The sequence below is a fragment of the Novosphingobium sp. ERN07 genome, from assembly GCF_012641335.1.
GTDB lineage: Bacteria > Pseudomonadota > Alphaproteobacteria > Sphingomonadales > Sphingomonadaceae > Novosphingobium.
Map to the genome: position 1 here is coordinate 1 of NZ_JABAID010000001.1, position 22,520 is coordinate 22,520.

General features: G+C 62.3%; 24 protein-coding genes and 1 tRNA gene. 14 read left to right on the forward strand and 11 right to left on the reverse strand.

The features are described 5' to 3' along the window. Window positions 1–285: 285 nt before the first annotated feature. Both HGI47_RS00005 and HGI47_RS00010 read right to left on the reverse strand, forming a co-directional pair. Window positions 286–528, reverse strand: a complete 243-nt coding sequence (locus tag HGI47_RS00005) for a hypothetical protein (RefSeq protein ID WP_168850743.1) — start codon at window positions 526–528, stop codon at window positions 286–288. Beyond that, window positions 521–2,575 carry a DEAD/DEAH box helicase family protein gene (locus HGI47_RS00010; protein WP_168850744.1) on the reverse strand — a complete coding sequence of 685 codons (2,055 nt, stop codon included), beginning with the start codon at window positions 2,573–2,575 and terminating at the stop codon, window positions 521–523. The genes HGI47_RS00005 and HGI47_RS00010 overlap by 8 nt, the downstream gene beginning before the upstream one ends. Window positions 2,576–2,752: 177 nt before the next feature. Here HGI47_RS00010 and HGI47_RS00015 point away from each other — a divergent pair, with 177 nt between their 5' ends. Next, window positions 2,753–3,343: a ComF family protein gene (locus HGI47_RS00015; protein ID WP_168850745.1), complete on the forward strand. Its 591-nt coding sequence runs from the start codon at window positions 2,753–2,755 to the stop codon at window positions 3,341–3,343. Window positions 3,344–3,347: 4 nt separating this feature from the next. Further along, complete coding sequence (locus tag HGI47_RS22475) at window positions 3,348–4,223, forward strand: helix-turn-helix domain-containing protein (protein ID WP_168850746.1); 876 nt, start codon at window positions 3,348–3,350, stop codon at window positions 4,221–4,223. A 97-nt stretch (window positions 4,224–4,320) separates the two neighbouring features. Here the strand turns inward: HGI47_RS22475 and HGI47_RS22995 are convergent, their stop codons facing one another. From HGI47_RS22995 to HGI47_RS00040, 4 genes are all read right to left on the reverse strand, one after another. Then, window positions 4,321–4,632: a tyrosine-type recombinase/integrase gene (locus HGI47_RS22995; protein WP_168850747.1), complete on the reverse strand. Its 312-nt coding sequence runs from the start codon at window positions 4,630–4,632 to the stop codon at window positions 4,321–4,323. Further along, entirely contained in the window at window positions 4,590–5,540 is a 951-nt protein-coding gene (locus tag HGI47_RS22480) for an integrase (RefSeq protein ID WP_168850748.1), read from the reverse strand. Before HGI47_RS22480 ends, HGI47_RS22995 begins: the two co-directional genes overlap by 43 nt. Beyond that, window positions 5,537–6,889: a tyrosine-type recombinase/integrase gene (locus tag HGI47_RS00035; protein ID WP_240949893.1), complete on the reverse strand. Its 1,353-nt coding sequence runs from the start codon at window positions 6,887–6,889 to the stop codon at window positions 5,537–5,539. The genes HGI47_RS22480 and HGI47_RS00035 overlap by 4 nt, the downstream gene beginning before the upstream one ends. Before the next feature lie 199 nt (window positions 6,890–7,088). Beyond that, window positions 7,089–7,162: transfer RNA gene (locus HGI47_RS00040), tRNA-Gln, on the reverse strand. Between the two features lie 160 nt (window positions 7,163–7,322). On the opposite strand from HGI47_RS00040, the gene HGI47_RS00045 reads away from it, so the two are divergent. From HGI47_RS00045 to HGI47_RS00055, 3 genes are all read left to right on the forward strand, one after another. Next, window positions 7,323–8,606: a Ppx/GppA phosphatase family protein gene (locus tag HGI47_RS00045; protein WP_206065898.1), complete on the forward strand. Its 1,284-nt coding sequence runs from the start codon at window positions 7,323–7,325 to the stop codon at window positions 8,604–8,606. Then, entirely contained in the window at window positions 8,603–9,271 is a 669-nt protein-coding gene (locus HGI47_RS00050; RefSeq protein WP_168850750.1) for an RlmE family RNA methyltransferase, read from the forward strand. Before HGI47_RS00045 ends, HGI47_RS00050 begins: the two co-directional genes overlap by 4 nt. Before the next feature lie 122 nt (window positions 9,272–9,393). Beyond that, window positions 9,394–9,834 carry a hypothetical protein gene (locus HGI47_RS00055; RefSeq protein WP_168850751.1) on the forward strand — a complete coding sequence of 147 codons (441 nt, stop codon included), beginning with the start codon at window positions 9,394–9,396 and terminating at the stop codon, window positions 9,832–9,834. A 2-nt stretch (window positions 9,835–9,836) separates the two neighbouring features. On the opposite strand, the gene HGI47_RS00060 is transcribed toward HGI47_RS00055, so the two are convergent. Continuing rightward, a complete protein-coding gene (locus HGI47_RS00060; protein WP_168850752.1) occupies window positions 9,837–10,445 on the reverse strand; it encodes an NAD(P)-dependent oxidoreductase in 609 nt (202 codons plus the stop codon). Between the two features lie 94 nt (window positions 10,446–10,539). Between HGI47_RS00060 and HGI47_RS00065 the strand changes: the two genes are divergently transcribed. Beyond that, the gene (locus HGI47_RS00065) at window positions 10,540–10,932 is read left to right on the forward strand and encodes a winged helix-turn-helix transcriptional regulator (protein ID WP_370521572.1); all 393 of its coding nucleotides are present in this window, start codon (window positions 10,540–10,542) and stop codon (window positions 10,930–10,932) included. A 67-nt stretch (window positions 10,933–10,999) separates the two neighbouring features. On the opposite strand, the gene HGI47_RS00070 is transcribed toward HGI47_RS00065, so the two are convergent. Further along, a complete protein-coding gene (locus tag HGI47_RS00070; protein ID WP_168850754.1) occupies window positions 11,000–11,626 on the reverse strand; it encodes a cytochrome c family protein in 627 nt (208 codons plus the stop codon). Window positions 11,627–11,793: 167 nt separating this feature from the next. On the opposite strand from HGI47_RS00070, the gene HGI47_RS00075 reads away from it, so the two are divergent. From HGI47_RS00075 to HGI47_RS00110, 8 genes are read left to right on the forward strand one after another with little or no spacing between them, the layout of a single operon-like run. Beyond that, entirely contained in the window at window positions 11,794–12,684 is an 891-nt protein-coding gene (locus HGI47_RS00075; RefSeq protein ID WP_168850755.1) for a prephenate dehydratase, read from the forward strand. 46 nt (window positions 12,685–12,730) lie between these two features. Beyond that, window positions 12,731–13,408, forward strand: coding sequence for a hypothetical protein (locus HGI47_RS00080; RefSeq protein ID WP_370521573.1), 678 nt, complete (start codon window positions 12,731–12,733; stop codon window positions 13,406–13,408). Next, window positions 13,405–14,685 (forward strand): DUF4350 domain-containing protein, encoded by a 1,281-nt coding sequence (locus HGI47_RS00085; RefSeq protein WP_168850756.1) that lies wholly within the window; start codon window positions 13,405–13,407, stop codon window positions 14,683–14,685. Before HGI47_RS00080 ends, HGI47_RS00085 begins: the two co-directional genes overlap by 4 nt. 17 nt (window positions 14,686–14,702) lie before the next feature. After that, window positions 14,703–15,659, forward strand: coding sequence for a MoxR family ATPase (locus HGI47_RS00090; protein WP_168850757.1), 957 nt, complete (start codon window positions 14,703–14,705; stop codon window positions 15,657–15,659). Next, complete coding sequence (locus tag HGI47_RS00095) at window positions 15,656–16,984, forward strand: DUF58 domain-containing protein (protein WP_168850758.1); 1,329 nt, start codon at window positions 15,656–15,658, stop codon at window positions 16,982–16,984. The genes HGI47_RS00090 and HGI47_RS00095 overlap by 4 nt, the downstream gene beginning before the upstream one ends. Then, window positions 16,981–18,048, forward strand: coding sequence for a stage II sporulation protein M (locus tag HGI47_RS00100; protein WP_168850759.1), 1,068 nt, complete (start codon window positions 16,981–16,983; stop codon window positions 18,046–18,048). Before HGI47_RS00095 ends, HGI47_RS00100 begins: the two co-directional genes overlap by 4 nt. Continuing rightward, a complete protein-coding gene (locus HGI47_RS00105) occupies window positions 18,048–19,040 on the forward strand; it encodes an RDD family protein (RefSeq protein WP_370521574.1) in 993 nt (330 codons plus the stop codon). The genes HGI47_RS00100 and HGI47_RS00105 overlap by 1 nt, the downstream gene beginning before the upstream one ends. After that, window positions 19,040–19,504, forward strand: a complete 465-nt coding sequence (locus HGI47_RS00110) for a GNAT family N-acetyltransferase (RefSeq protein WP_168851288.1) — start codon at window positions 19,040–19,042, stop codon at window positions 19,502–19,504. Before HGI47_RS00105 ends, HGI47_RS00110 begins: the two co-directional genes overlap by 1 nt. On the opposite strand, the gene HGI47_RS00115 is transcribed toward HGI47_RS00110, so the two are convergent. From HGI47_RS00115 to HGI47_RS00125, 3 genes are read right to left on the reverse strand one after another with little or no spacing between them, the layout of a single operon-like run. Beyond that, complete coding sequence (locus HGI47_RS00115) at window positions 19,488–20,735, reverse strand: TIGR00341 family protein (protein ID WP_255460540.1); 1,248 nt, start codon at window positions 20,733–20,735, stop codon at window positions 19,488–19,490. The genes HGI47_RS00110 and HGI47_RS00115 overlap by 17 nt on opposite strands. A gap of 12 nt (window positions 20,736–20,747) precedes the next feature. Next, window positions 20,748–21,680: an electron transfer flavoprotein subunit alpha/FixB family protein gene (locus HGI47_RS00120; RefSeq protein ID WP_168850761.1), complete on the reverse strand. Its 933-nt coding sequence runs from the start codon at window positions 21,678–21,680 to the stop codon at window positions 20,748–20,750. 1 nt (window position 21,681) lies between these two features. Then, window positions 21,682–22,428, reverse strand: a complete 747-nt coding sequence (locus tag HGI47_RS00125) for an electron transfer flavoprotein subunit beta/FixA family protein (protein ID WP_168850762.1) — start codon at window positions 22,426–22,428, stop codon at window positions 21,682–21,684. Window positions 22,429–22,520 lie beyond the last annotated feature (92 nt).

A 22,520-nucleotide genomic window follows, 5' to 3' on the forward strand; every position in this document is an offset into this window, starting at 1 on the left:
ACGGGATTATCATAGGAGTAGCGCCTCGGCCCAAATCAGGCCCGGCAAGCTCAACGCTGGGCATCACCCGCGCAAGGTGGGGGCCGCACAGCGCTTACGAAGATGGTACATAACTCGATTATTGGAAAATGGCCGCACGGACAGGTTTCGGGCTCGTCGGCTTCGGAAATCTTGACAAGACGCCATTCTTTTTTGGCCGCTTCCCAATCAGTGGCGCGGCTCAGCGCCAAATATCTCGGCCTTGAGCTGCTGAAAGTTATATCTGTCCCCCATACCCCCGTTCCTTCAGCTCCCAGGCGGTAACAATCCAAGCCCTTCGTAGATCGTCTTTAGCTTCGCCCAAGCCTCATCGAGCATCGGCTTCGCGGCGTCTCGGCTGTAGCTGTAGTCGTCGTTGGTCGCGTTAGTCCGAACGACTAGACACCACTCGCCCTTGGAGATCGTGTGCGAAGTATTCCGCCGACATTTGCGCTGGCGCTGTGCCTGCTCGATCCTAACGCCGATCAGAATATCCCTGACTTTAGCCATTCTTTCCCCCCTTCAGGGCATCGCGCACGTTGTCTCCCAGCATGTCGAGCGCAGCCAGTGCGTCCTCATTGTCGCCTGCGTCGGGCGCCTTCCGGCTCCCAGACTTGATCCCCAGATGTTCGTTGATCGCCTTATTCAGCAGCGATGTTACGGCGGCCCGGTTGTCACGACCCGCGACCGTCTTGTCTCGCTGACCAACCTCGCGGCCGGCGGGCGAGAGCTTCAGGTCCTTGAGAATGCGGGCGACGACGGAGCCTGTGCGTTCGGAGAGCCGCTTGCGCGCGCCAACCCGCCGCGCCTGCGGCTGCACTGGAAGGTCACCAGAACTGCTGACTTGGGACAGCTCTTCCTGCTTTCGGCGCAGCGTCTCCCTGAGCTTGTCCTTCGCGATGACGTCGCGCAGGCGCAGGCCCGCGCCGATCTCATGGTCCAGCATTTCCTCGAGGACGCGATCGTCTTCCGGATCAAGGAATGACCGATTGATGAACGAGCCGACGATCTCGTTGTCGACCAGCATTCCGATGTCGAAACGACGGGACTCTCCTAAGCCGTCGCCATCGCCCTTCTCGTCACCGGCCTCCAGCCACTTCTTGACCATCGCTTGGTCATCGAAATCCAGTTCGCGGAAATCGTCCCAATGGGCGTCAGTGTTCAAGCCTACATGGGAGACCACGAAGGCGTGGTTGTCCGGATGTTCGGGCTTCGCCTCATGGACGACGCGCATCACGCGCCCAACGAACTGGATGTAAGGCGACAAGCTTGCGAACGGCCGGAAGATGGCCGCCACGCTCAGGGGCGGATGATCGAAGCCTTCGCCGAGCATTTGCACCTGCACGATGCAATCGAGCTTGCCGCTGCGCAGATCGGCAAGAACAGCGTCCTGCTTGTCTCGATCCATCTCACCAAAGATTTCGGCCGCCTTCAGGCCCCGCTCTGCGTACAGCCCGCGCACTTGGCGGGCATGGTCGACGGAACAAGCGACGGCGATGACCTGGTGGCGAAAACCGCTGCGCTCGCGCAGCTCATGGAGGTATTTGATGCTGGCGTCGACGATGTGGCGATTGCACTCCGGCGCCAGCGCGACGCCGCGCCGGAACCAGGCATGTTCCCGCAAGGCCAACACCTCTTCCAAGGTGTGCCGCTTCGTGTCGTCACGGTAGGTGAAGGACAGCTCCGACGGCGCTACGTTCCGAGAGTGGATCTGCTTGATGTACCCCTTCACCATCGCGCGGGTGAACGGGTAGCGATAGATCACCTTGCCGACAGGCCGCGTTCCGTCGCCCCGGAACGGTGTCGCCGTCAGGCTGATGATCTTGGCGTTCGGAAAGCGATCGAAGACTTTTGCCCAGCTCGGGGCCACGTTATGGTGGCCCTCGTCGATCATGATAATGTCGAAATAGTTCGGCGGGAACTGCGGGAGCCAGCGATCAGCCGAGCTAGCCAATTGGTGGATGTTGGTCACGACGAACTGGCTTGCATTGCAATCGTGGAGATTGGCGTCGACGCCATCCAAAACAGCCCGAAATGGTCCTGCCGAAAAATCGTGGAGCGCGCCCGTCCGCCGCCAGAAATTCTTTGGGTTGCTGATGTCGAGCGATTCCGCGACGCCCGACCGGATCGTCAAATTCGGTGTGATGACGAGCGCGCGCCCTTTGGCGACGCCGAAGGGCAATGTCGCAATGACCCCGGTCTTTCCGCAGCCGACAGGAATCTGCAGGATCACCGGCTCGTTCGAGGTTTCGAAGTGCGTTCGCACTGCCCGGTGGGCGCCCTGCTGCGGCTCGCGAATCTTGGGGTTCGCCTCAATGTCCGCAGTCAGCGTCTGAAACATATGGTCCGGCTCGTCGGCAGCCTGTTCGGCGCGCCGGTACTCGAGGCGGAAGGGCTCGAGATCAGGCCGGCGATAGAAGCGATAGCCGCTTCCTGGGCGGCGCACCGGCTTGAGCTTGCCGGAGGCATCCCAGCGTCGAAGTGTGTCCTTCGAGACGCCAACATACTCGGCGGCCTCAGCAAGGGTTAGGAAATCGGGGGCGTCATTCTGTGACATAGGGCAACCTTATGCAACTCTATGCATGCGGTCAACCCTATGGTCGACGACCCCGGCACAGGAAGCGCTCATCAATGAAGCAGCCATGAGGCCCTTGCGGCTCATACAAGATTTTGTATATATGTTGGATGGCCCCGTGGACGGCGTTCTGAGGGCCTGCAAGGGACACTCTTCGTCATGCAGGTTCAAATTCGAAAGCTTGAAGGCAGTTGGGATCTCGGTTACGCGCTCCACAAGCATACGCTGTCGAGCGTTTACCTGGGCGACGACGAATACGGCCATCCTCGATTTGACACGACGCGTTCAGAGCCTGGCGAGGCGCTATACCAGCTTAAATATCGAGCCGATTGGAATCAGGTTCAGCCGCTTGCGGCCCAAGTGCAGCAATCCTTGCTGCCGCTATTCGGCAAGATCGGGCTGATTATTCCAATGCCTGCCTCCACGGTGCGGGCGCGCCAGCCGGTCAATGAGATCGCCAACGAACTCGGCAAACTGACGAAAACGCCGGTATTCGACAACATCATCGTCAAGGCGCCCGCGCCCGAAGGCAGCCCGCAGCTCAAGAACTTGCATGGTCGCGAGGCGAAGGACGCCGCATTGGAGGGAAGCTTCAGCATCAACCCGTCCATCACCAACGAAGGGTGTTGGAACGCGCTTGTCCTTGACGATCTTTTCGACACGGGCGCCACGATGGACGCCGTCTGCAAAACGCTGCGCACTTACAAGAAAATCAACCACGTCTACGCCGCTTCGATCACATGGAAATAATACCATGACCACTGTCTTCATTGCCGGATCAATCTCCATCAGTCGCCTGCATGATAAGGTGGTGGATAGGATCAACAAGATTGTGTCTTCAGACTTCAACGTCGTGGTCGGAGACGCCGATGGCGCCGATACCTCAATTCAGGAATGCCTGCAGCGATACCAGGCCGGAAATGTGACCGTATATTGCACCGGGGACTCGCCCCGGAACAATGTCGCAGAATGGCCGGTCCACAGGGTCGTGTCGAAGGCGAAGCCGGGGACTCGCGCCTATTTTACCGCCAAAGACCTGGAGATGGCCCGCGACAGCGACTATGGCCTCATGGTCTGGGACTGCAAGAGCACGGGCACGCTCAGCAATGTCATTGAGCTTATTCGAGAGAAAAAGAAATCCGTCGTCTTCGTGAATAAGAACAAGGATTTTGTTACTATATCAGACGTGGGTGGCCTGGAGCGCCTCGTCGCCTACATGTCAGATCATGCCCGCGCGAAGGCAGAAGAAAAGATTAATCTTACAGCAAAAATCTCCAGCATCGCACAGGAGCAATTTTCGTTGGATATCGGCGCGAATGGGCAATCGTCATCAAACCCGGTTAAGGACGCAGAGCCTCCCGTACCGGCCGACGCAAGTCCTGCGCTAAGCGAGAGTGCAAAGCTGCGCTCGGCCTTAATGTCGGCGCTTAGGGATCATATTTCTCGCGCTCATCTCAACCAGACTCAAGCCGCTAGAGTCTTTGGCGTAACTCAGCCGCGGATCTCCGATCTTAACCGCGGCAAGGTCGATCTCTTCGGACTCGACGCGCTGGTAAACATGGCTGCAGCCGCTGGCTTGCGCGTCGAAATGCGGGTCGGTGCGGCTGATCGTCCAATCGAGCTGCGCTGACCCTCTGGTTTGGGATCAATTGCGGCCTGAATGAAGGGCAGCTTCACCGCGTTGGCGCCGGATTCCAGTCAGTCTCCAAGGTCCCTAATCTTGGTCATTACCGTCCGGACTGAAATCTTGAAATGTTGAGGTACTCCCCGATCGCTGATCCGACGATCTCTGCCGCATCGAGCAGATGCGCATCATCCAGGTGAGCATACCTCGCCGTGGATCCCACCTTTGCATGCCCGAGCAGCTTCCCAATCATCGGCAGGCTTTCGCGGTTCAATGCCGCATGGCTTGCATAAGTATGGCGGAGATCATGAAGCCTTACATTGGTCAGTAGCGCTTCTTTCCTGATTGCGCACCAGACGTGCGAAACCGTTACTACCGGGCGCTGATAGCGCGAGTTCCAGAACACATAGTCCACCCTTGGATGGCGCGGGAAGGTGTCGAGAACATCCCGTGCAGGCTGGCCAAGCCAGACAGTTCGGGGCCAGCTTTGCCGTCGCGAAGATGCGCCCTTAGCCCACGAATATCCGACCACTTAAGGGCCAGGATTTCCCCAACTCGGCATCCCGTGAGGATGAGCAGTGTTATCGCCGATGCATAAGTCTGCACCATGCCGTCCGGCGAGGCACGCCGCTCCAAGAGAACCGAGCCCAATCGACCAAGTTCTTCAACTGACAGAAACCGCTTCCGGTGAATGCGTTTGTTTCGACGAACGTCCCGGCAGGGGTTAGAATTCTCTGCGCGATACCCCCACGCCTCGGCCTTGTTCAACGCGGCGTGAAGTATGTCGATGCAGCGATTGGCTGCAGCAGGTCCCGCTCGGTCGGTCAGGCTCACGAACCACCGGACGACCTGCTCTTCGGAAAGCGTATCGATGAATAGGTCAGGGAAGGCTCCGTCGATGTGGCTTTTTCGATAGTTCGTGCAGGTCGCAACGGTTGAAGGTTTCCATCCTGGCGAACACTTCTCCCAATACTCCCCCATGAAATCGTCCATTGTAGGCGAGGTTCGCGCAGCAAGTCGGGTTTCGGCCGGATCTTGGCCGACCAATGCTCGAGCCAGCACTCGCCGACCGACGGTTATAGCGAGATGCCGGGTGAGGACATTGGCTGATCCCAGCGTCACAGTTCGCAAGCGACCTGACATGCGAGCCTGCACCACATACATCTTTCGACCGCTCTCATATTGCCGAAGCCCAATGCCACGCTCACCTGGAAACCAGATTGTAGTGCGCGCGCTGCCCTGCCCCTTTTCGATCGGAGGCGAGGCCAGACCGACTTCGGCAAGCGCGCCAGCTACTATTTCCTGCAGCGATAGACGGGTCATGGCTCGATCCCCAAAGCCGCAGCAAGATGCGACGCAACTCTCGCCGCTGCATCGGCGATCGTCTGGTCGGCAAGATGCGCGTATCGCGCTGTAGTTTCGGGAAGGGCATGCCCGAGTAGGCCGCCGATGGTTGCCAGAGGCAGGCCCTCGCGAACGGCTACGGATGCAAAACTGTGCCGCAAGTCATGCAGTCTAACGTCTGGAAGTGCGCAAGTGCGTCGAAATTTGCGCCACCAATTGTTCAGGTCGAGGAAGCCCTCACCCCTACTTCTCGGAAAGACGTAAGAAGTTCCCGATCGGAGCGGGATTTGCGCCAGGACCTCGCTCGCCTGCCTGTTGAGGACAATGACTTTTGCGCCTGTTTTGCTGTCTGGGAGGACAAGCCTCGGCGGTTGGACCCAATCCCACTGCAGAGCGCAAATCTCGTTAAGACGAGCCCCCGTGAAAATCAGCAGACGCACGGCAGCAACTTCCAGTGGAGACTGCTCCGCTACCTCATCCAAACGCCGGACCAGGCGAACGTACTCGACCGGGCTGAGGTACCGCTCGAGCAGTTTCCGCTTGAAACGAGGGATCCCTCGACAGGGATTTTTGCCCTTGGGTCGCAGGCCTAGTTGCTCGGCATACTTCAACATCGACGCAAGAACAGGGACCGCGCGATTGAACCGTGCTTCTGCCACATGAGCGCAGGCATCGCGCCAGCGAACGATGTCGGTCCGGGAAATCTCTGAAAGCCGGAACTCGGCAAAGTAGGGCAGGATCTGACCATTGATGGCCGATCGATTTCTGTGTTGGGTCGATGGCTTCCAATGACGAGCGTAATCGCGCCAAAATTCGTCGGCGAAGTCGATGAATACCGGTGAAGCGGAAACCTTCTCCTGCCGTGGAAGCCCATCAAGCGCGACATCGAGAAGAATGCGCCTCGCCTCGCGCCTTGCAGCCAGTGCATCGACATCGCAGCAGCGCCCCAAGGTCACGCGCCTGTTGGAGCCACGGTGCCGCTTTCGTACGAACCAGCAGCTGCGGCCATTTGGCTGGATCCGCATGCCAAAGCCAATCAGCACGGTGTCCCAGATTTCGTATTCTTTAGGCTGCGAGGCAACGTACTGTCGCGCAAAATTACCGTCGAGGAATGCTCTTCTCACCCCGCTGTCGGTCTGCGGGTGCAAATGGCTCCTGATCGGGTCCGAAAGCTCATCCGAATGCGCTGAATTTCCAGCATTTTCAGGGTGCAGACAGCCACCAGGAGACCCCAAACTGGAAGGCGTTTTCGGACCCGCCAACTTTGAATTTACAGGGTTTTTTCTCATAAAAATGCGATTAGTCGCGTAGGGTGTGTGCACAGTCATCTACCGCAGACCCAGCTCCAGTGCCTTTGCCCGCAATTCGTAGTGGAGCCATGCAAGCCAGTCCAGTCGGCTCCGCGATGCGCCGATACCACTGAAAGCTATTTCACCAACAATTAGACGCGATGTGGGGTAAAATGTGGGGATGGACTTTTACGCAATGCATCAATGTCTTGATAATTAAAGATAATATGTAGGAAATTGGATGCCCCGCGAGGATTCGAACCTCGATAGACGGAATCAGAATCCGTAGTCTTACCATTAGACGACGGGGCAGTGTGAGGCGCGCAACTAGGGGGCGGTTGCGTGCAAGTCAAGCGGGGGAAATGGCATTTTTGGGTGCTGGCCTTGCGGGCGGGGCGCTGCGGCGCTAGCATTGCGGGCAAGTACCCGGCAGGCATTGAGCGGCGCGGGAAAACATAAGTGAATTTGTGACATGGCGGGAACCATTCCGCCGGCCAGTGGGCAAGGTGCGCGTTTCGGCAGGAAGAAGGGGCAAAGGAAAAGGCCCCGCAAGCCACGCGGCAATGCGGGGAGCAACCTCCCGCCCGGATCTGCCGGCAAGACGAAACCGCCCGCAGCGCACAGCGCGGGCAGCACCGACACTTGCGTAACCGCGCCCGTTGTATCCGTGCCGATAGTATCCGTGCCCGCCCCTGCCCCGCCGCTTGCCGAATCGTCGCGCGCCGCTGGCTGGATCAAGCCACTGCCGCACTACCGTCAGGCCTATGCCGCAATCGATCTTGGCACCAACAACTGCCGCCTGCTGATCGCGCGGCCGTCGGGCGAACATTTCGTGGTGATCGATGCGTTCAGCCGCGTGGTGCGGCTGGGCGAAGGTCTGGCGCAGACCGGTCGGCTTTCCGATGCGGCAATGGACCGCGCGCTGGCCGCGCTGCATGTCTGCGCCGACAAACTGCGCAAGCGCAACGTCCACCTCGCCCGTTCGGTTGCAACCGAGGCGTGCCGCCGCGCCACAAACGGGCAGCAGTTCATCGACCGCGTGCTGGCGGAAACCGGCATTCACCTGAATATCATCACGGCGCAGGAAGAGGCGCGGCTGGCTGTGCTGGGCTGTCACATCCTGCTCGAACAGGGCACCGGCCCCGCCATGATCTTCGACATCGGCGGCGGATCGACCGAGATGGTTCTGGTGGAAACCGGTGAGACCGTGCCCCGCATCCTTGATTGGCAATCGGTGCCTTGGGGCGTGGTTTCCCTTACCGAAAGCATCGGCGCGATTGCCGACGATCCACATGCACGCGCCGTCGCCTACGCCGAAATGCGCCGCCGCGTGGACGAAGGCTTTGCCGATTTTGCCGAACGAGTCAGCCCGATGCGCAGCGCCGCGCGGGGCGAAGGGCGCATTCGCCTGCTTGGCACCAGCGGCACTGTCACCACGCTGGCCAGCGTCCATCTGGAACTCCCGCAATATGACCGGCGCGCGGTGGACGGGCTGGTCATGCCTGCGGAATCGATGCGCAGCATCAGCCAGCGTCTTTCGGTAATGACACCGGCAGAGCGTGTTGCCCTGCCCTGCATCGGGCGCGAGCGGTCCGATCTGGTCGTGGCAGGCTGCGCAATACTCGAATCGATTCTCGACATCTGGCCCGCAGACCGGCTTGGCATTGCCGACCGCGGCATTCGCGAAGGTATCTTGCGCAGCCTCATGGCCATCGGCGCAGACCCGCGCGGTCCAAAACGAACGGAAGCAGCATGAGCCGGTCAGGTAAAAACCCCAACGAGCGCCTGAAAACCGCCAAAGGCCGCAGCGCCTCGTCCGTCCGCTGGCTTTCGCGCCAGTTGAACGATCCTTACGTCAAGCAGGCGAAGGCCGATGGCTGGCGCAGCCGCGCAGCGTACAAGCTGATCGAACTGGACGAGAAATTCGGCCTGTTGCGCGGATCGAAGCGCGTGGTCGATCTTGGCATCGCGCCAGGCGGGTGGGCGCAAGTGGTGCGCAAAATGGCCCCGGCCGCAAGTGTCGTCGGCATCGACCTGCTGCCTACGGACCCGATTGAGGGCGTGACGATCTTCCAGATGGACTTCATGGCAGACGAAGCCCCTCAAGCCCTGCAGGACGCGCTGGACGGCCCGCCAGACCTCGTAATTTCCGACATGGCCGCCAATACCGTCGGCCACAAGCAAACCGATCACTTGCGCACGATGGGGCTGGTGGAAACGGCGGTGGACTTTGCGGTGCAGACGCTGGCTCCGGGTGGGGCGTTCGTGGCCAAAGTCTTTGCGGGCGGCACCGACACCGAATTGCTGGGCATCCTGAAGAAGAATTTCACCACGGTGAAACACGCCAAACCACCCGCCAGCCGCAAGGATTCATCGGAATGGTATGTCATCGCGCAAGGGTTCAAGGGCCGCGCGGAGTGATGCGTTAACCCGCTCTGCCAGCGCTGTAGCACATCGGGACTCAGGAAAACTCCTTAGCTGGCAGCAACGTTCGACGTGGTTATCAGCGCGTTAACCCGAACGCTAATTCGAGAACCACACCGATGACTTTCCGGCGCAACCTGCTGCTCCCTCTCGCTTTCCTCGGCTTCTCCGGCGGGGCTGCGGCGGAAGGGGATGTGGCAAGAGGATGGTCTGCCGACTGGAAAGTCATCGGCGTGGCGCAAGACCGCACCGAAGTTCTGGTGCGCCCCGAATCGGTCCGCGAATTGCCGCCCAGCACCGAACGGGCCTTCGCCGTCAGGCAGGTCTGGGCCGGTTTCGATTTCGCCGGAGCCGCAGCGCTCGATACCGGGCGCAAGCTGGTGCTGTTCCGCTATGATTGCACCGGCGAGCGCGTGCTGATCGCAGCGGCGACAGACTATGCCGTCGATGGCGGCGTGATCGCCCGCAATGCCGTGGACGCGGATCGGGCCGACCGGTACGAACCGGTCGAACCCGAAACGCTGAACGCCGCCATCATGGCAGAGGCCTGCCCGGCCTGAGATCAATAGGCCGCTGTAAACCGCGCGCGCGAGTGGCGGTGCTGTTCCAGTTCATCGACCATCGCGATGGCATAGTCGGCAAAGCTGATGCGGCTTTCGCCCTTCTCGTCCACCACCAGTTGATCGGTGCCCAGCCGGAACGCGCCAGTGCGCGGGCCTTCTTCGATAAAGGCGGCGGGCGAAAAGAACGTCCAGTCGATTTCGGTTTCAGCGCGCAGGTCTTTGAGGAAGGCAATGCCGCCAAGGATCGCGGGCTTCCATTCCTCCGGCAGGTCCATCGCATCGAACAGAATCTTGCCCGATGCAACTTCAAGGCTCGCCGCCCCGCCGGTCACCAACAAACGCGGCACGCCCGCCTCCTTGAGCGCGGAAAGCAGCGTTTGCGCCTTCACGTCGAAATGCAGCGCACTGATCACCGCATCCACACCCGCGATCAACGACGCCAGCGCTTGCGGATCGGAAGCGTCCCCCTGAACGGCAGTCACACCCGGCGCGGCGGCGATCGCTTCGGGCTTGCGCGCAATCGCCACCACATCATGCCCCCGTCGCGCCAGTTCGGCAGTGATTTCCGACCCAGCCCGACCGCTTGCACCCAGCACTGCAACTTTCATCGTATTCTCCATTGGCGGTTTCCAATGGATACCAAGTGCGCTATCGAAATCACCCATGCAAGAAGGCACGATTTCCATACCTGGTCACCGCGAAGTGACTGCACCAGCCCAAAGCCGCCCGCGCGGCGATGTCTATGCTGCCAATTGCCCCACACGGCAGTTGCTTGATCGCATTGCCGACAAGTGGAGCACATTGATCCTGATGCTGCTGGCGGCCGAGGATATGCGCTTCAACGCGCTCAAGCGCCGCATTCAAGGCGTCAGCCAGAAAATGCTTAGCCAGACCCTGCGTTCGCTGGAACGGGATGGATTGGTAAGCCGCAGCGTGGAGCCGACCGTGCCGGTTACCGTCACATATGCGATCACCCCGCTGGGGCGCGGGTTGTTCGGTTCGCTTTCAGCCATGATCGAATGGGCCGAAACCTGCATGATCGAAGTCACGGCCGCGCAACGCGCTTATGATTTGAAGCAGGCGTCAGCGGGTTAAATTTATACGAAAAAGGCGCCGGGAGCGATGCTCCGGGCGCCTTTTCATTCAGGGCACCTTGCGCGAATCAGGCACCCGGTGTGGCCTCGCTGGCTGCTGCATCAGGAGCAGCTTCGCTCGCTCCTGCGTCTGCCGGCGCGTCTGCCGCCGGAGCCGCTTCGGCGGCCGGCAGTGGCAGGTTGGAACCGAGCGAGTTGAGATAGAGGATCACGTTGGCGCGGTCTTCACCCTTGGGCAGACCCGCGAATGACATCTTGGTGCCCGCTGCGAACGCCTTGGGGTTCTTCAGCCAAGCGTCGAGGTTGGCGAAATCCCAGTTGCCACCGTGGCCAGAAAGATCAGCCGAATAGGCGAAGCCAGCGGCGTGCTTGCCGATGGGCTTGCCAACGATGCCGAAAAGATTTGGACCGATGCCGCTTGCCCCGCCCTGATCCGCCGTATGGCAGGCCTTACACTTGGCAAATGTTGCTTCGCCCTTGGCGACGTCGCCAGCAGCAAGGCGATTCGGCAGGGGCAGTTCGGCAGCGCCGCCAGCGCCCGCTTCTTCCTCAACGCCTTCGATGGCATATCCCATCTTTTCAGGGCGATGTTCCTTGTCAGCCTGAAAATAATGGCCAGACAGGCTCGAAAGCCCCAGAGCCACGATGCCCCCGAACAAGGCCCATCCGGCGATGGTATTGAAGCGGTCGTCCATTTAGAAGCCCCATAGGCGCACGCCGACACCTTGCCGACACCCGCGCGAGTTGCCGGACCCTCTAGTAAGCGGCTTGCCGCAGCGCAAGATGGTTTGACACCCATAAAGCCCACAAAAAAGTGTTGTCGCTTGCCGGAAAACACGCACAAGCCTAACGGACGCGCGTTATGCAGAGCTATCCCGCCCCCGCACTCGCCCTTGTTGAACAGATGGCCGCCGCCGCCGCCGCCGATCCGACGCGCGCCGTGTCGTTTCAGGGCGCACCGGGGGCCAATTCACATCGTGCGGCGATGGAAGCCCTGCCCAATTGCCTGCCACTGCCCTGCTTTTCGTTCGAAGATGCGCTGGATGCGGTAAAGGAAGGGCGTGCCGGATGCGCGATCATCCCTATCGAAAATTCGCAGCATGGGCGCGTGGCCGATATCCACTTTCTGCTGCCCGAAAGCGGGCTTTCCATCGTGGGCGAACACTTTCTTGAAATCCACGCCAGCCTGATGGCGCTGGGCGATGGTCCCTTCACCGCAGCCTACAGCCACCCGCAAGCGCTTGGCCAATCGCGCTTCTATCTGCGCAATCTGGGCATCGTGCCAATGAGCTATGCAGATACGGCAGGTGCTGCGGCCTATGTGGCAGAACTTGGCGATCCCACGGTAGCGGCTCTCGCCCCGCGAATCGCGGCAGACCTCTATGGCCTCAAAGTGATCGAAGACAACGTTGAGGACGCGCACGACAATACCACGCGCTTTGTGATTCTTTCGAAAACCCCGCTCGATCCAGCAACGATCACCGGCCCGGCGATGACGACTTTCGTCTTCGAAGTGCGCAACATTCCCGCCGCGCTCTACAAGGCGCTGGGCGGCTTTGCCACCAATGGCGTGAACATGACCAAGCTGGAAAGCTACCAGCGTGGCGCCAGCTTTGCCGCTACCGAGTTCTTCGTCGATATCGTCGGCGCACCGGGCGAACGCGCGGTCGATCTCGCGTTCGATGAACTGGGCTTCTTCGCCAAGGATCTGCGGATGCTCGGCACTTATCCGATGGAGCGCATCCGAGGCTGATACAGTTGCGCTTGAACCGGTGGGTCGCGCGTGCAAGTTTGCGTGCGTGACATTCGGTGCGGCGGCAAATTCGGACACGGCAGTTCCCACTGGCGATGATGCTGCGGCAGCCGAAGCGGCATGGCGCTCCATGCGCGATTCGGCGGATATCCAGTTCGCGCCGGTGCCCCCCGATCCTCCGAAGCCAACGCCCGAATGGATGAAAGTGCTGGGCGAATGGCTGGAATGGCTGCTTTCACCGCTCGGCAATCTGCTTGGCAAAGGCTGGGGCGTGATCGAGATCGTGCTGCTGGTCGGCGCCGGACTTGGCGTGGCATGGATCGCATGGGCACTGCTCTGGCCGCTGTGGCGTGATCGCAAGGGCCGCAGCAAAGTCGCCGCGCCTGAATGGACCCCGCCACGCGAAGAAGCGCTGGCCCTGCTTGAAGATGCCGACAGACTAGCCGCATCGGGCCTTTTTGGAGAAGCCGCGCACCTCCTGCTCCAGCGCAGCGTCGGCCAGATCGCACGCGCGCGCCCCGATTGGTTGAGACCTGCCAGTACCGCACGCGAAATCAGCGCGATCGAGGGGCTTCCCGGTGAAGCACGCACCGCTTTCGGCACCATCGCCAGCCTCGTCGAACGCGCACGTTATGCCCTGCGCCCACTGGGCGCCGATGATTGGTCCGCCGCGCGCGGCGCCTATGCTCGCTTCGCGCTCGAATCCTTGGGACCGCGTAGTTGAGCGCCGCGCCTTCGCCCTTTTCACGCGGCACGGTGATCGGCATGTTGCTGGTCGGCGCACTGGCTTTCGTCGCGCTGCTCTGGTTCCTTGGGAATAACACCGGCGGCAGCGGCAACGATGGCGGCGCGCATGTCGGCGGCAAGGGGCTGAACGGCTTTGCCGGCCTTGCGCAAATGCTGGAAACCGAAGGGCTGGACGTGCAGCGCCTGCGCAATCGCAAGACCATAGAAAGCACGCCCGGCCTGCTCATCCTCACTCCGCCCGCCGGGGCTGAGGGGAAGGAAATCTCGAAGATCGTGGATGCCCGGCGCTATATCGGGCCGACGCTGGTCATCGCGCCCAAATGGTTTGCAACGGCTGTCCAGTCCACCAAGGCAAAACAGGGCTGGGTGCAAATCCTTTCCACCAACCCGCCCGAATGGCCGGGCTTTGCCGACAATGTAACGGTCGAGATTGGCGACAAGAAATCCACGCCCGCAGGCGGCTGGCGCGTGGGCGCGCGGCGTGGAAAGCTGCCGGATGACCGTCAGGTGGAATACGGTTCCGGCAAAGGCCTTGTCCCTATCGTCAACGCCGGAAACGGCAAGATCCTCGCCGCGTGGCTGGATGACGATGGCTATTATCCCGGCCTCAACGCCCTTGCCGGGATCGACCCTGACTATGGCGGAGACGATGAAGACATCTACCCGGTGGTCATGGTGTTCGAACCGGACCTGATGGACAACTGGGGCCTTGCCGACAAAGCCACCGCCCTGCTGGCCCGCGATCTGGTACTGGCGACGGCAGACAACCGTTCGCAACCTTTCGCTTTTGACATGACATTCAATGGCTTCGGCGCAAGCCGCAACCTGCTGACGCTGGCGTTCGAACCGCCCTTCCTTGCCGCCACCATCTGCCTGCTGCTGGCCGCGCTGGCAGTGGCATGGCGCGCGCTGCATCGTTTTGGCCCGGCCCTGTCGCAGGGGCCGGAAATCGCGTTTGGCAAGGCCGCGCTGGTGGGCAATGCCGCCGGGCTGATCCGCCGCGCAGGCCGCGTCCACCTCGCCGCCGCGCCCTATGCCGATGCGATGCGGGAAAGGATCGCGCTGGCGCTGGGATTGCCGCGCGGTCTTTCGCATGACGAGATCGAACGCCTGATCGATGCCGCGCAAGACCGGCGCGGCGTTCCCGGCCCAACATTTTCCAGCGCTGCCCGCCACTTGCGCGATGCACGCAAGCCGCATGACGTGACCAGACGCGCGCTGGTCCTGCAACAGATCGAAAGGCTTCTGAAGTGAACCTAGATGCACCTAACATGACGCTGGCAGATCTTGGCGCACTGTCAGCCGCCATCCGGGCAGAGGTCGGCAAGGCTGTGGTCGGGCAGGAACAGGTGCTCGATCATCTCCTCGTCGCGCTCTTCGCAGGCGGGCACGTTCTGCTCGAAGGACCGCCCGGAACCGCCAAGACGTTCCTCGCGCAGACCTTCGCCGCCACGCTGGGTCTGGACTTTGGCCGCATCCAGTTCACCCCCGATCTGATGCCGGGCGATATCCTCGGCTCCAACCTGTTCAACTTCCAGACCAGCCAGTTCACACTGACGCGCGGCCCGATTTTCCACGAGCTGCTGCTGGCCGACGAAATCAACCGCACTCCGCCCAAGACGCAGGCCGCGTTGCTGGAAGCGATGCAGGAACGCCGGGTGACGTTGGATGGCGAAGCGCACGCGCTGTCCGACCGTTTCATGGTGGTGGCAACGCAGAACCCCATCGAGAGTCAGGGGGTCTACCCCTTGCCCGAAGCGCAGCTTGATCGTTTCCTGTTCAAGCTGCTGGTCGAATACCCCTCCGCCGAGGAAGAAGCCCGCATCGTCACCCGCTATGGCGAAGGGCGCGGCGCGCCAAAGCCTGCGGACCTTGGCGTTTTGGCCGTGGCCGATGCCGCGCAGCTCAAGGCAGCGCAGGCGGCGGTCGCTTCGGTCACGATGGCAGAATCGGTGGTCGATTATGTCGTCCGCCTGATCCGTGCCACGCGCGAAAGCGGCGATCTGGTGGTGGGCGCCAGCCCCCGCGCCGCCGTTGTGCTGGCGGGCGCAGCGCGGGCACGGGCCGCGTTGGATGGCCGCGAATACGTGATTCCTGATGACGTGAAGGCCCTTGCCACCGCCGTCCTGCGCCACCGCCTGATGCTCAGCCCGGCGGCAGAGATTGAAGGCAAGCAGGTGGAAGCCATTGTCGCGGCACTTGTTGAGGGCACGGAAGCCCCGCGGTGACCAAACCGCCTGCCCTCCTGCCCACAGGCCGCGCGGTCCTGCTGATTGCAGGGCTGGCCCCGGTGGCGTTGCTGCTGGCCGCAGCGGCCCCCGGCGCTTGGATTGCCGCGCCCGCGCTGGGCGGCGCACTGCTGGTGCTGGTGCTGCTCGACGGGCTGTTCGCCGGATCGCTCGACGATCTGCGCGTGATCGTCCCCGGCGATGCCGAAGTCGGAGAGCCGACACGCCTTACCGTGATGGCCGATCTTTCGCGCACCGCCCCCCGCGCCCGGCCTGAAGCCGCGCTGGAATGCAATCCGCGCCTCAGCCCCGGCGGGCGCTTCGCCCTGCCGCTGGCGTTCAGCGATGGTGCGTGGAGCGGCACGACAGACCTCGTGCCCAACCGGCGCGGCACTGGGGCCGTCTCGCGCATATGGCTACGTTGGAGCGGGCCGCTCGGCCTCGCCCACCGGCAGGTTGCGCGCCCGCTCGACGCCGAAGTGCGCGTGTGGCCGAACATCGCCCCCGTGCGCAGCCCAGCTCTGCAAATCTTTCTGCGCGATGCCCAGTTCGGCATGATCGCGCGGCGCATCCGGGGCGAAGGCACCGATTTCGAAGCGCTGGCCGAATACGAACCGGGCATGGACCGCCGCCGCATCGACTGGAAAAGCTCGGCCCGCCACGCCCGCCTCTATGCCAAGGAATACGAGGTCGAGCGCAATAACCAGATCGTCTTCGCCTTCGATTGCGGACAGGCGATGTGCGAACCGATCGAGGACCTGCCCCGCATCGACCGCGCCGTCACCGCCGCGCTGACCACCGCCTATGTCGCCCTGAAAGCGCAGGATCGCGTGGCGCTGTTCGGCTTTGCCGCGCGGCCAGAAGTCGCCACGCCCTTCGTCACCGACAGCCGCGATTTCGCCCGCCTGCAACGCGCCGCCGCCAAGCTGGATTACCACCCTGGAGAGCCGAACTTCACGCTCGCCCTGTCTACCTTGGCGGCCCGGCTTCAACGCCGCTCGCTGATCGTGCTGTTCTCAGACTTTGCCGATCCCACCAGCGCCGAATTGATGGTGGAGAACGTGGGCCGACTGGTAGACAAGCATCTAGTGCTGTTCGTGGTGATGACCGACGCCGAACTGGCCGGGGTCACCACGGCGGACGTGACCGACATGCAGAGCGTGGCCGAAGCCGTGACCGCCAGCAGCCTGATCCGCCAGCGCGCCCTTGTCCTGCAACGCCTGCGCCACCTTGGCGTGCGCGTGCTTGAGGCGCGCCATGACCAGATCGGCACGCGCCTGCTCGACGCCTACCTTGCGATCAAGCGCGAAGGGAGGATCGGGTGAACGCGGTCACAACCGGCATCACAAAGCGCATCGGTGGCTGGTTCGCCAAACCGTCCGAACAGGCCATTGCCGCCGAACAGGCCGCGCTGCGGTCAGACCGCTTCCGGCTTGAACGCGAGGCCGACTGGAAGCGGCTCGACGCCATCCTCAAACGCATGGAAGCAGGCCGCACCCGCGCGCTGTCTGATGAAGACCTGCTCGCTCTCCCCGCGCTCTATCGCACCGCCGCCTCCAGCCTTGCCATCGCGCGCGAAACCTCGCTCGATGCGGCGCTCGTTGCCTATCTCGAAGCGCTCACGCAGCGCGCATGGTTCCTTGTCTATGGTCCGCGCGCATCACTGTGGTCATGGTTTCGCAGCTTCCTTGGCGGGGGGTGGAGCGCCAGCGTGCGCGGGCTTGGCATCGATCTGCTGATCGCGCTGGCGCTGATGGTCGCAGGCACCGTGGTCGGCTGGCTGCTGGTCGCATCGAACCCCGAATGGTATTATTCGCTGGTGCCCGGCGGTTTTGCCGATGAACGAGTGCCGGGGGCCAGCCGCGAGGTTCTGCACGGCACGCTGTTCGGCAATGAGAATCAGGATGGGATGAGCGTTTTCGCCGCCAGCCTGTTCAGCAACAATGCGCAAGTCTCGATCCTGTGTTTCGCGCTGGGCTTTGCCTTCGGATTGCCGACGATGCTGCTGCTGATCCACAACACCGCGCTGCTGGGGGCTTTGCTGTGGCTCTATCACGGGCAGGGGCTGCTGCTCGATCTGGTGGGCTGGCTTTCGATCCACGGAACGACAGAACTGTTCGCCATCCTGCTGGCGGGCGCTGCGGGCATCCATGTCGGGCGGTCGATGGCGTTTCCCGGAAACCTGCCGGTGCTGGACGCGGCGGCTGAAGCCGGGCGCCGCGCCGCCCAAGTGATGACCGGCGTGGTGCTGATGCTGGTGATCGCGGCCCTGCTCGAAGGGTTCGCGCGCCAGATGGTGGATGCCACGCCTTCGCGTCTGATCGTGGGCGGTTTCATGCTTGTGTTCTGGGTCGGTTACTTCTTCGCCTTCCGCAGGAATCCGCGCTGATGGCGCTTGTCCTGATAATGCCGTTCCGTCGCAGCAAGCGCAGCGCCCGCCCCCAAGGCGAAAGCGGTTTGCGCGCCGACAGCGAAAAGCGGCGGCGCATGGTGATCTCGCCCGAAGGCGTGCCCATCCCGTTCATGCTGGCATCGAGCGGTGCAAGGGCAGCCGCACTGTTCCTCGATCTGGCGATGATTTTCGGCGCAATGATCGGCTCGACGCTGATCCTCGCGTGGATTGCCGATGGCGTCGGTCTTAACTTTGACGACAAGGATAGCCCTGCTGGCCGCGCGGTGCAGGCGCTGATCATTGTCTGGATCGTGGCGCTTTTCCTGTTCCGCAACGCATGGTTCCTGTTCTTCGAACTCGGCCCGCGCGGCGCAACGCCCGGCAAACGCATCTGCGGCATCCGCGTAGCGGCGCGGGCGCGAGGTCAGAACGGCGGGCGGTTGACCACCGAAGCCGTGATCGCGCGCAATCTGGTGCGCGATATCGAACTGTTCATGCCGCTGATCTTCTTCATTTCCGCCAGCGTGCAGGGCAGCAATACCGACATGGCCGGATGGGCGGGCCTTGGCTGGTTCCTGATCTTCGTGCTGTTCCCCTTCTTCAACCGTGATCGGCTGCGCTGCGGCGATATGATCGCGGGCACTTGGGTGGTCGAAGCGCCGAAGAAGAAGCTGGAGCAGGCGCTTTCGGTGGGCGAAGCCGCGCGCGGACGATCAACCGAAACCGGCGCGCAATATCGCTTCAACGACGATGACCTTGCGGTTTACGGCGAATACGAATTGCAGGTGCTTGAGCGCGTCCTGCGCGAAAATCGCACCGACGGTATGCGCGATGTGACCGAAGCGATCTGCCGCAAGATCGGCTGGAATGCCGGAGCGGGCGATGAACGCGCCTTCCTCGAAGCATACTACGCCCAGCTTCGCGCAAGACTGGAAACCGGAATGCGCTTTGGAAAACGCAAGGCCGACAAGCACAGCGGGGGCGCGTGATGCAGCACCTTCGGATCATCGAAGACGATCTTTCCGGCGAGCCAATCCGCGAACTGGTGGCGCTGCATCTTTCGGGAATGCACGCGCACTCCCCCGCCTGCAAGGTTCACGCCTTGCCCGTCGAGAAGCTGCGCCAGCCCGGGGTCACGTTCTTCTCGGCATGGGTGGCCAAGGCTCTCGCAGGCATGGGCGCGATCCGTGAACTTGATGCGACACATGGAGAATTGAAGTCCATGCGCGTTGCTCCCGATTGGCTGGGCAAGGGCGTTGGCGAAGCGATGCTTCTGCACCTCCTGAGTGTCGCCCGTGCGCGCGGGTACGAGCGTGTTAGTCTCGAAACCGGCAGCGGCCCTGCCTTCGCCCCGGCCCTTGCGCTCTATCGCAAGCACGGCTTCGAAAACTGCGCAGCCTTTGCAGATTACGTGCTGGACGAATTCAGCCAGTGTCTCACTCTGCGGCTGTAGTCGCCTCGACAGCAGGTTCAGCCTCACCCCAACTCAACGTCCAGCCCGGAAAGGCGATTTGCAGTGCTGCGATTGTCGCATCGGGCAACGGCTCTGCCGAAAAGACCCGCGCGGATCGCCGTTCCGGGTCGACAAGAACCGATGTGACGTCACCGTCAACTATCCGTGCCAGCGTTGCCCGCAGGCGGGTAATTTCTTCCTTGCGCGCGCGTTCGGTTGCAACGGCATCTTCCAGCGCGCGGCGGGCGTCATCCGCTTCGGGCGTGCCGCTGCGGATCTGGACGAGCCGCACGTTCACATCGCGCCCCAGCAGCCCCTCCACGCGGTCGGCGAATCGATCCTGCAGCCCGTCGCTATAGGCAGGGGCCATGACCACGGCATCAATCTGCGCAGGCGCTGCGGCGAGATTGCTGTCGAGCCGGTCGATCCGTGCGGCAGGCCCCGCCAGTTCCTGCAACTGGCGATTGATCGCCGATTGCGCCCGCGCCTCGCGCACGTTGGCTGCAAGACGAAGCCCCAGCGGAATGGCCAACGCCACCAGCGTAATGATGATCCCGGTGGTCTGCGCCCAGCTTTGACGGGGCGATAGCTGGGTTCCGAATCCGCGAATGCGCGCTGTGATCGTCGCCATCAACGCGATGGCCGTGGCATTCGTGATGAACAGCAGCAGCGCGCCCCAGGCATAGTCCCAGCGCATGGTCGCTATGGAAAAGCCCACCACGGCCAGCGGCGGCACCAGCGCGGTGGCAATGGCCACGCCCACCAGACTGATCGCCTCGCGCCGTACCGTGGCATAGGCCCCGGCGATACCGCCAAATACGGCAACCAGCAGATCAAGCAGATTGGGGCGCACCCGCGCCAGAATGCTGGGTGTCACATCCTGAATCGGAGAAATCCACGTCAACACGATGGCGATAAAGATCGCCAGCACCATGCCTGCACCAAGCGCCTTTGCAGCGCGCCGCAGCAGGGCGAGTTCGAAAATGGCTACGCCGAAACCGAAGCCCATGATCGGCCCAAGCAGCGGCGAAATCAGCATCGCGCCGATAATCACCGGCGACGAATCCATCAGCAGCCCCACGTGGGCAAGCGCCGTGGCCAGCGCCACCAGCATCAGATACGTCGGCGAAAGCCGCGCCCCGCGTGCGATAGATGCCAAAAGGGCAGCGCGGCCGTGGCTCGGCTTCGCGCTGCCCTCTGGGTTCGTGCTATTCTGTGAGTTCCCGCCCATCGGGCGTCTAACTCACAGTTTCCCGGTGAGTTCCGGTACGATGGTGAAGAGGTCACCTACGAGGCCGATGTCGGCGACCTGGAAGATCGGTGCGTCTTCGTCCTTGTTGATGGCGATGATGGTCTTGCTATCCTTCATGCCCGCAAGGTGCTGGATCGCGCCGGAGATGCCGACGGCGATGTAGACTTCAGGCGCGACGATCTTGCCGGTCTGGCCGACCTGGTAGTCGTTGGGCACGTAGCCTGCGTCGACCGCGGCGCGCGATGCGCCGATGCCTGCGTTCAGCTTGTCGGCCAGCGGGGTGATGACCTGCTCGAAAGTGGCGGCGTCCTTCAAGGCGCGGCCGCCCGAGACGATGATCTTGGCGCTGGTCAGTTCAGGGCGTTCGCTCTTGGCGATCTCGGCGCTGACGAAGGTGCTGAGGCCGCTGTCGGGGGTGGCCGGTACGGCTTCGACCGCTGCGCTGCCACCGGTTGTGGCAGCCTTGGCAAAGGCAGTGCCGCGCACGGTGATCACCAGCTTTGCGTCGCTGGATTCGACCGTGGCGATGGCGTTGCCGGCGTAGATCGGGCGGGTGAACGTCTTCGGCCCTTCGACCGAGAGGATGTCGGACACCTGCATCACGTCGAGCAGCGCGGCGACGCGCGGGGCGACGTTCTTGCCGGTGGTGGTGGCAGGCGCGACGAAGGCGTCGTAATCTGCCATCAGCCCTGCAACCAGCGGGGCGACATTTTCAGCGAGCGCGTTTTCCAGCGCGGCGTCATCGGCCTTGAGCACCTTGGCCACGCCAGCGATCTGCGCGGCGGCACTTGCGGCGCCATCGCAGTTGCTGCCTGCGACCAGCGCGGTCACTTCGCCAAGCTGGGCTGCGGCGGTGACGGCGGCGAGCGTGGCGTCCTTTACCGATGCGTTGTCGTGTTCGACCAGAACGAGAACCTTGGCCATGTCAGGCTACTCCCATTTCCTTGAGCTTGGCGACCAGCGTGTCGACGTCGGGCACCTTGATGCCCGCGCTGCGCACCGGCGGTTCGCTGACCTTGAGCGTCTTGAGGCGCGGCGCGATGTCCACGCCATAGTCGGCGGGCGTCTTGTTGGCGAGCGGCTTGCTCTTCGCCTTCATGATGTTGGGCAGCGAGGCATAGCGCGGCTCGTTCAGGCGAAGGTCGGTGGTGACCACGGCGGGCAGCGCAAGGCGCACGGTCTGAAGGCCCCCATCGATCTCGCGCTTCACGACAACGGCATCGCCTTCGACGCTGACTTCGTTGGCAAACGTGCCCTGCGGACGGCCGAGCAGCGCGGCGACCATCTGGCCCACCTGGTTGCTGTCATCGTCAATCGCCTGCTTGCCGGTGATGATCAGACCGGGGGTCTCTTCACCCGCGATGCCCGCAATGATCTTGGCCACGGCCAGAGGCTCTACCTCGTCCTCGCTCGTCACCAGAACCGCACGGTCCGCGCCCATCGCCAGCGCCGTGCGCAGCGTTTCCTGTGCCTTCGCCGGACCAACCGAAACCGCCACGATCTCGGTCACAACGCCCTTCTCCTTCAGGCGTATCGCTTCCTCAACCGCAATCTCGTCAAACGGGTTCATGCTCATCTTCACGTTCGCAAGATCGACGCCACTCCCATCCGCCTTCACCCGAGGCTTCACGTTGTAGTCAATCACGCGCTTTACGCACACCAGGGCTTTCATACTGTTTGCTCCTGCGGTTTGTCCGGCATGGTGCATTCGCACCTCTGACCGTCGCGATGGCTCGGTTCGCCCGCACTGTCCACCGTAAACTT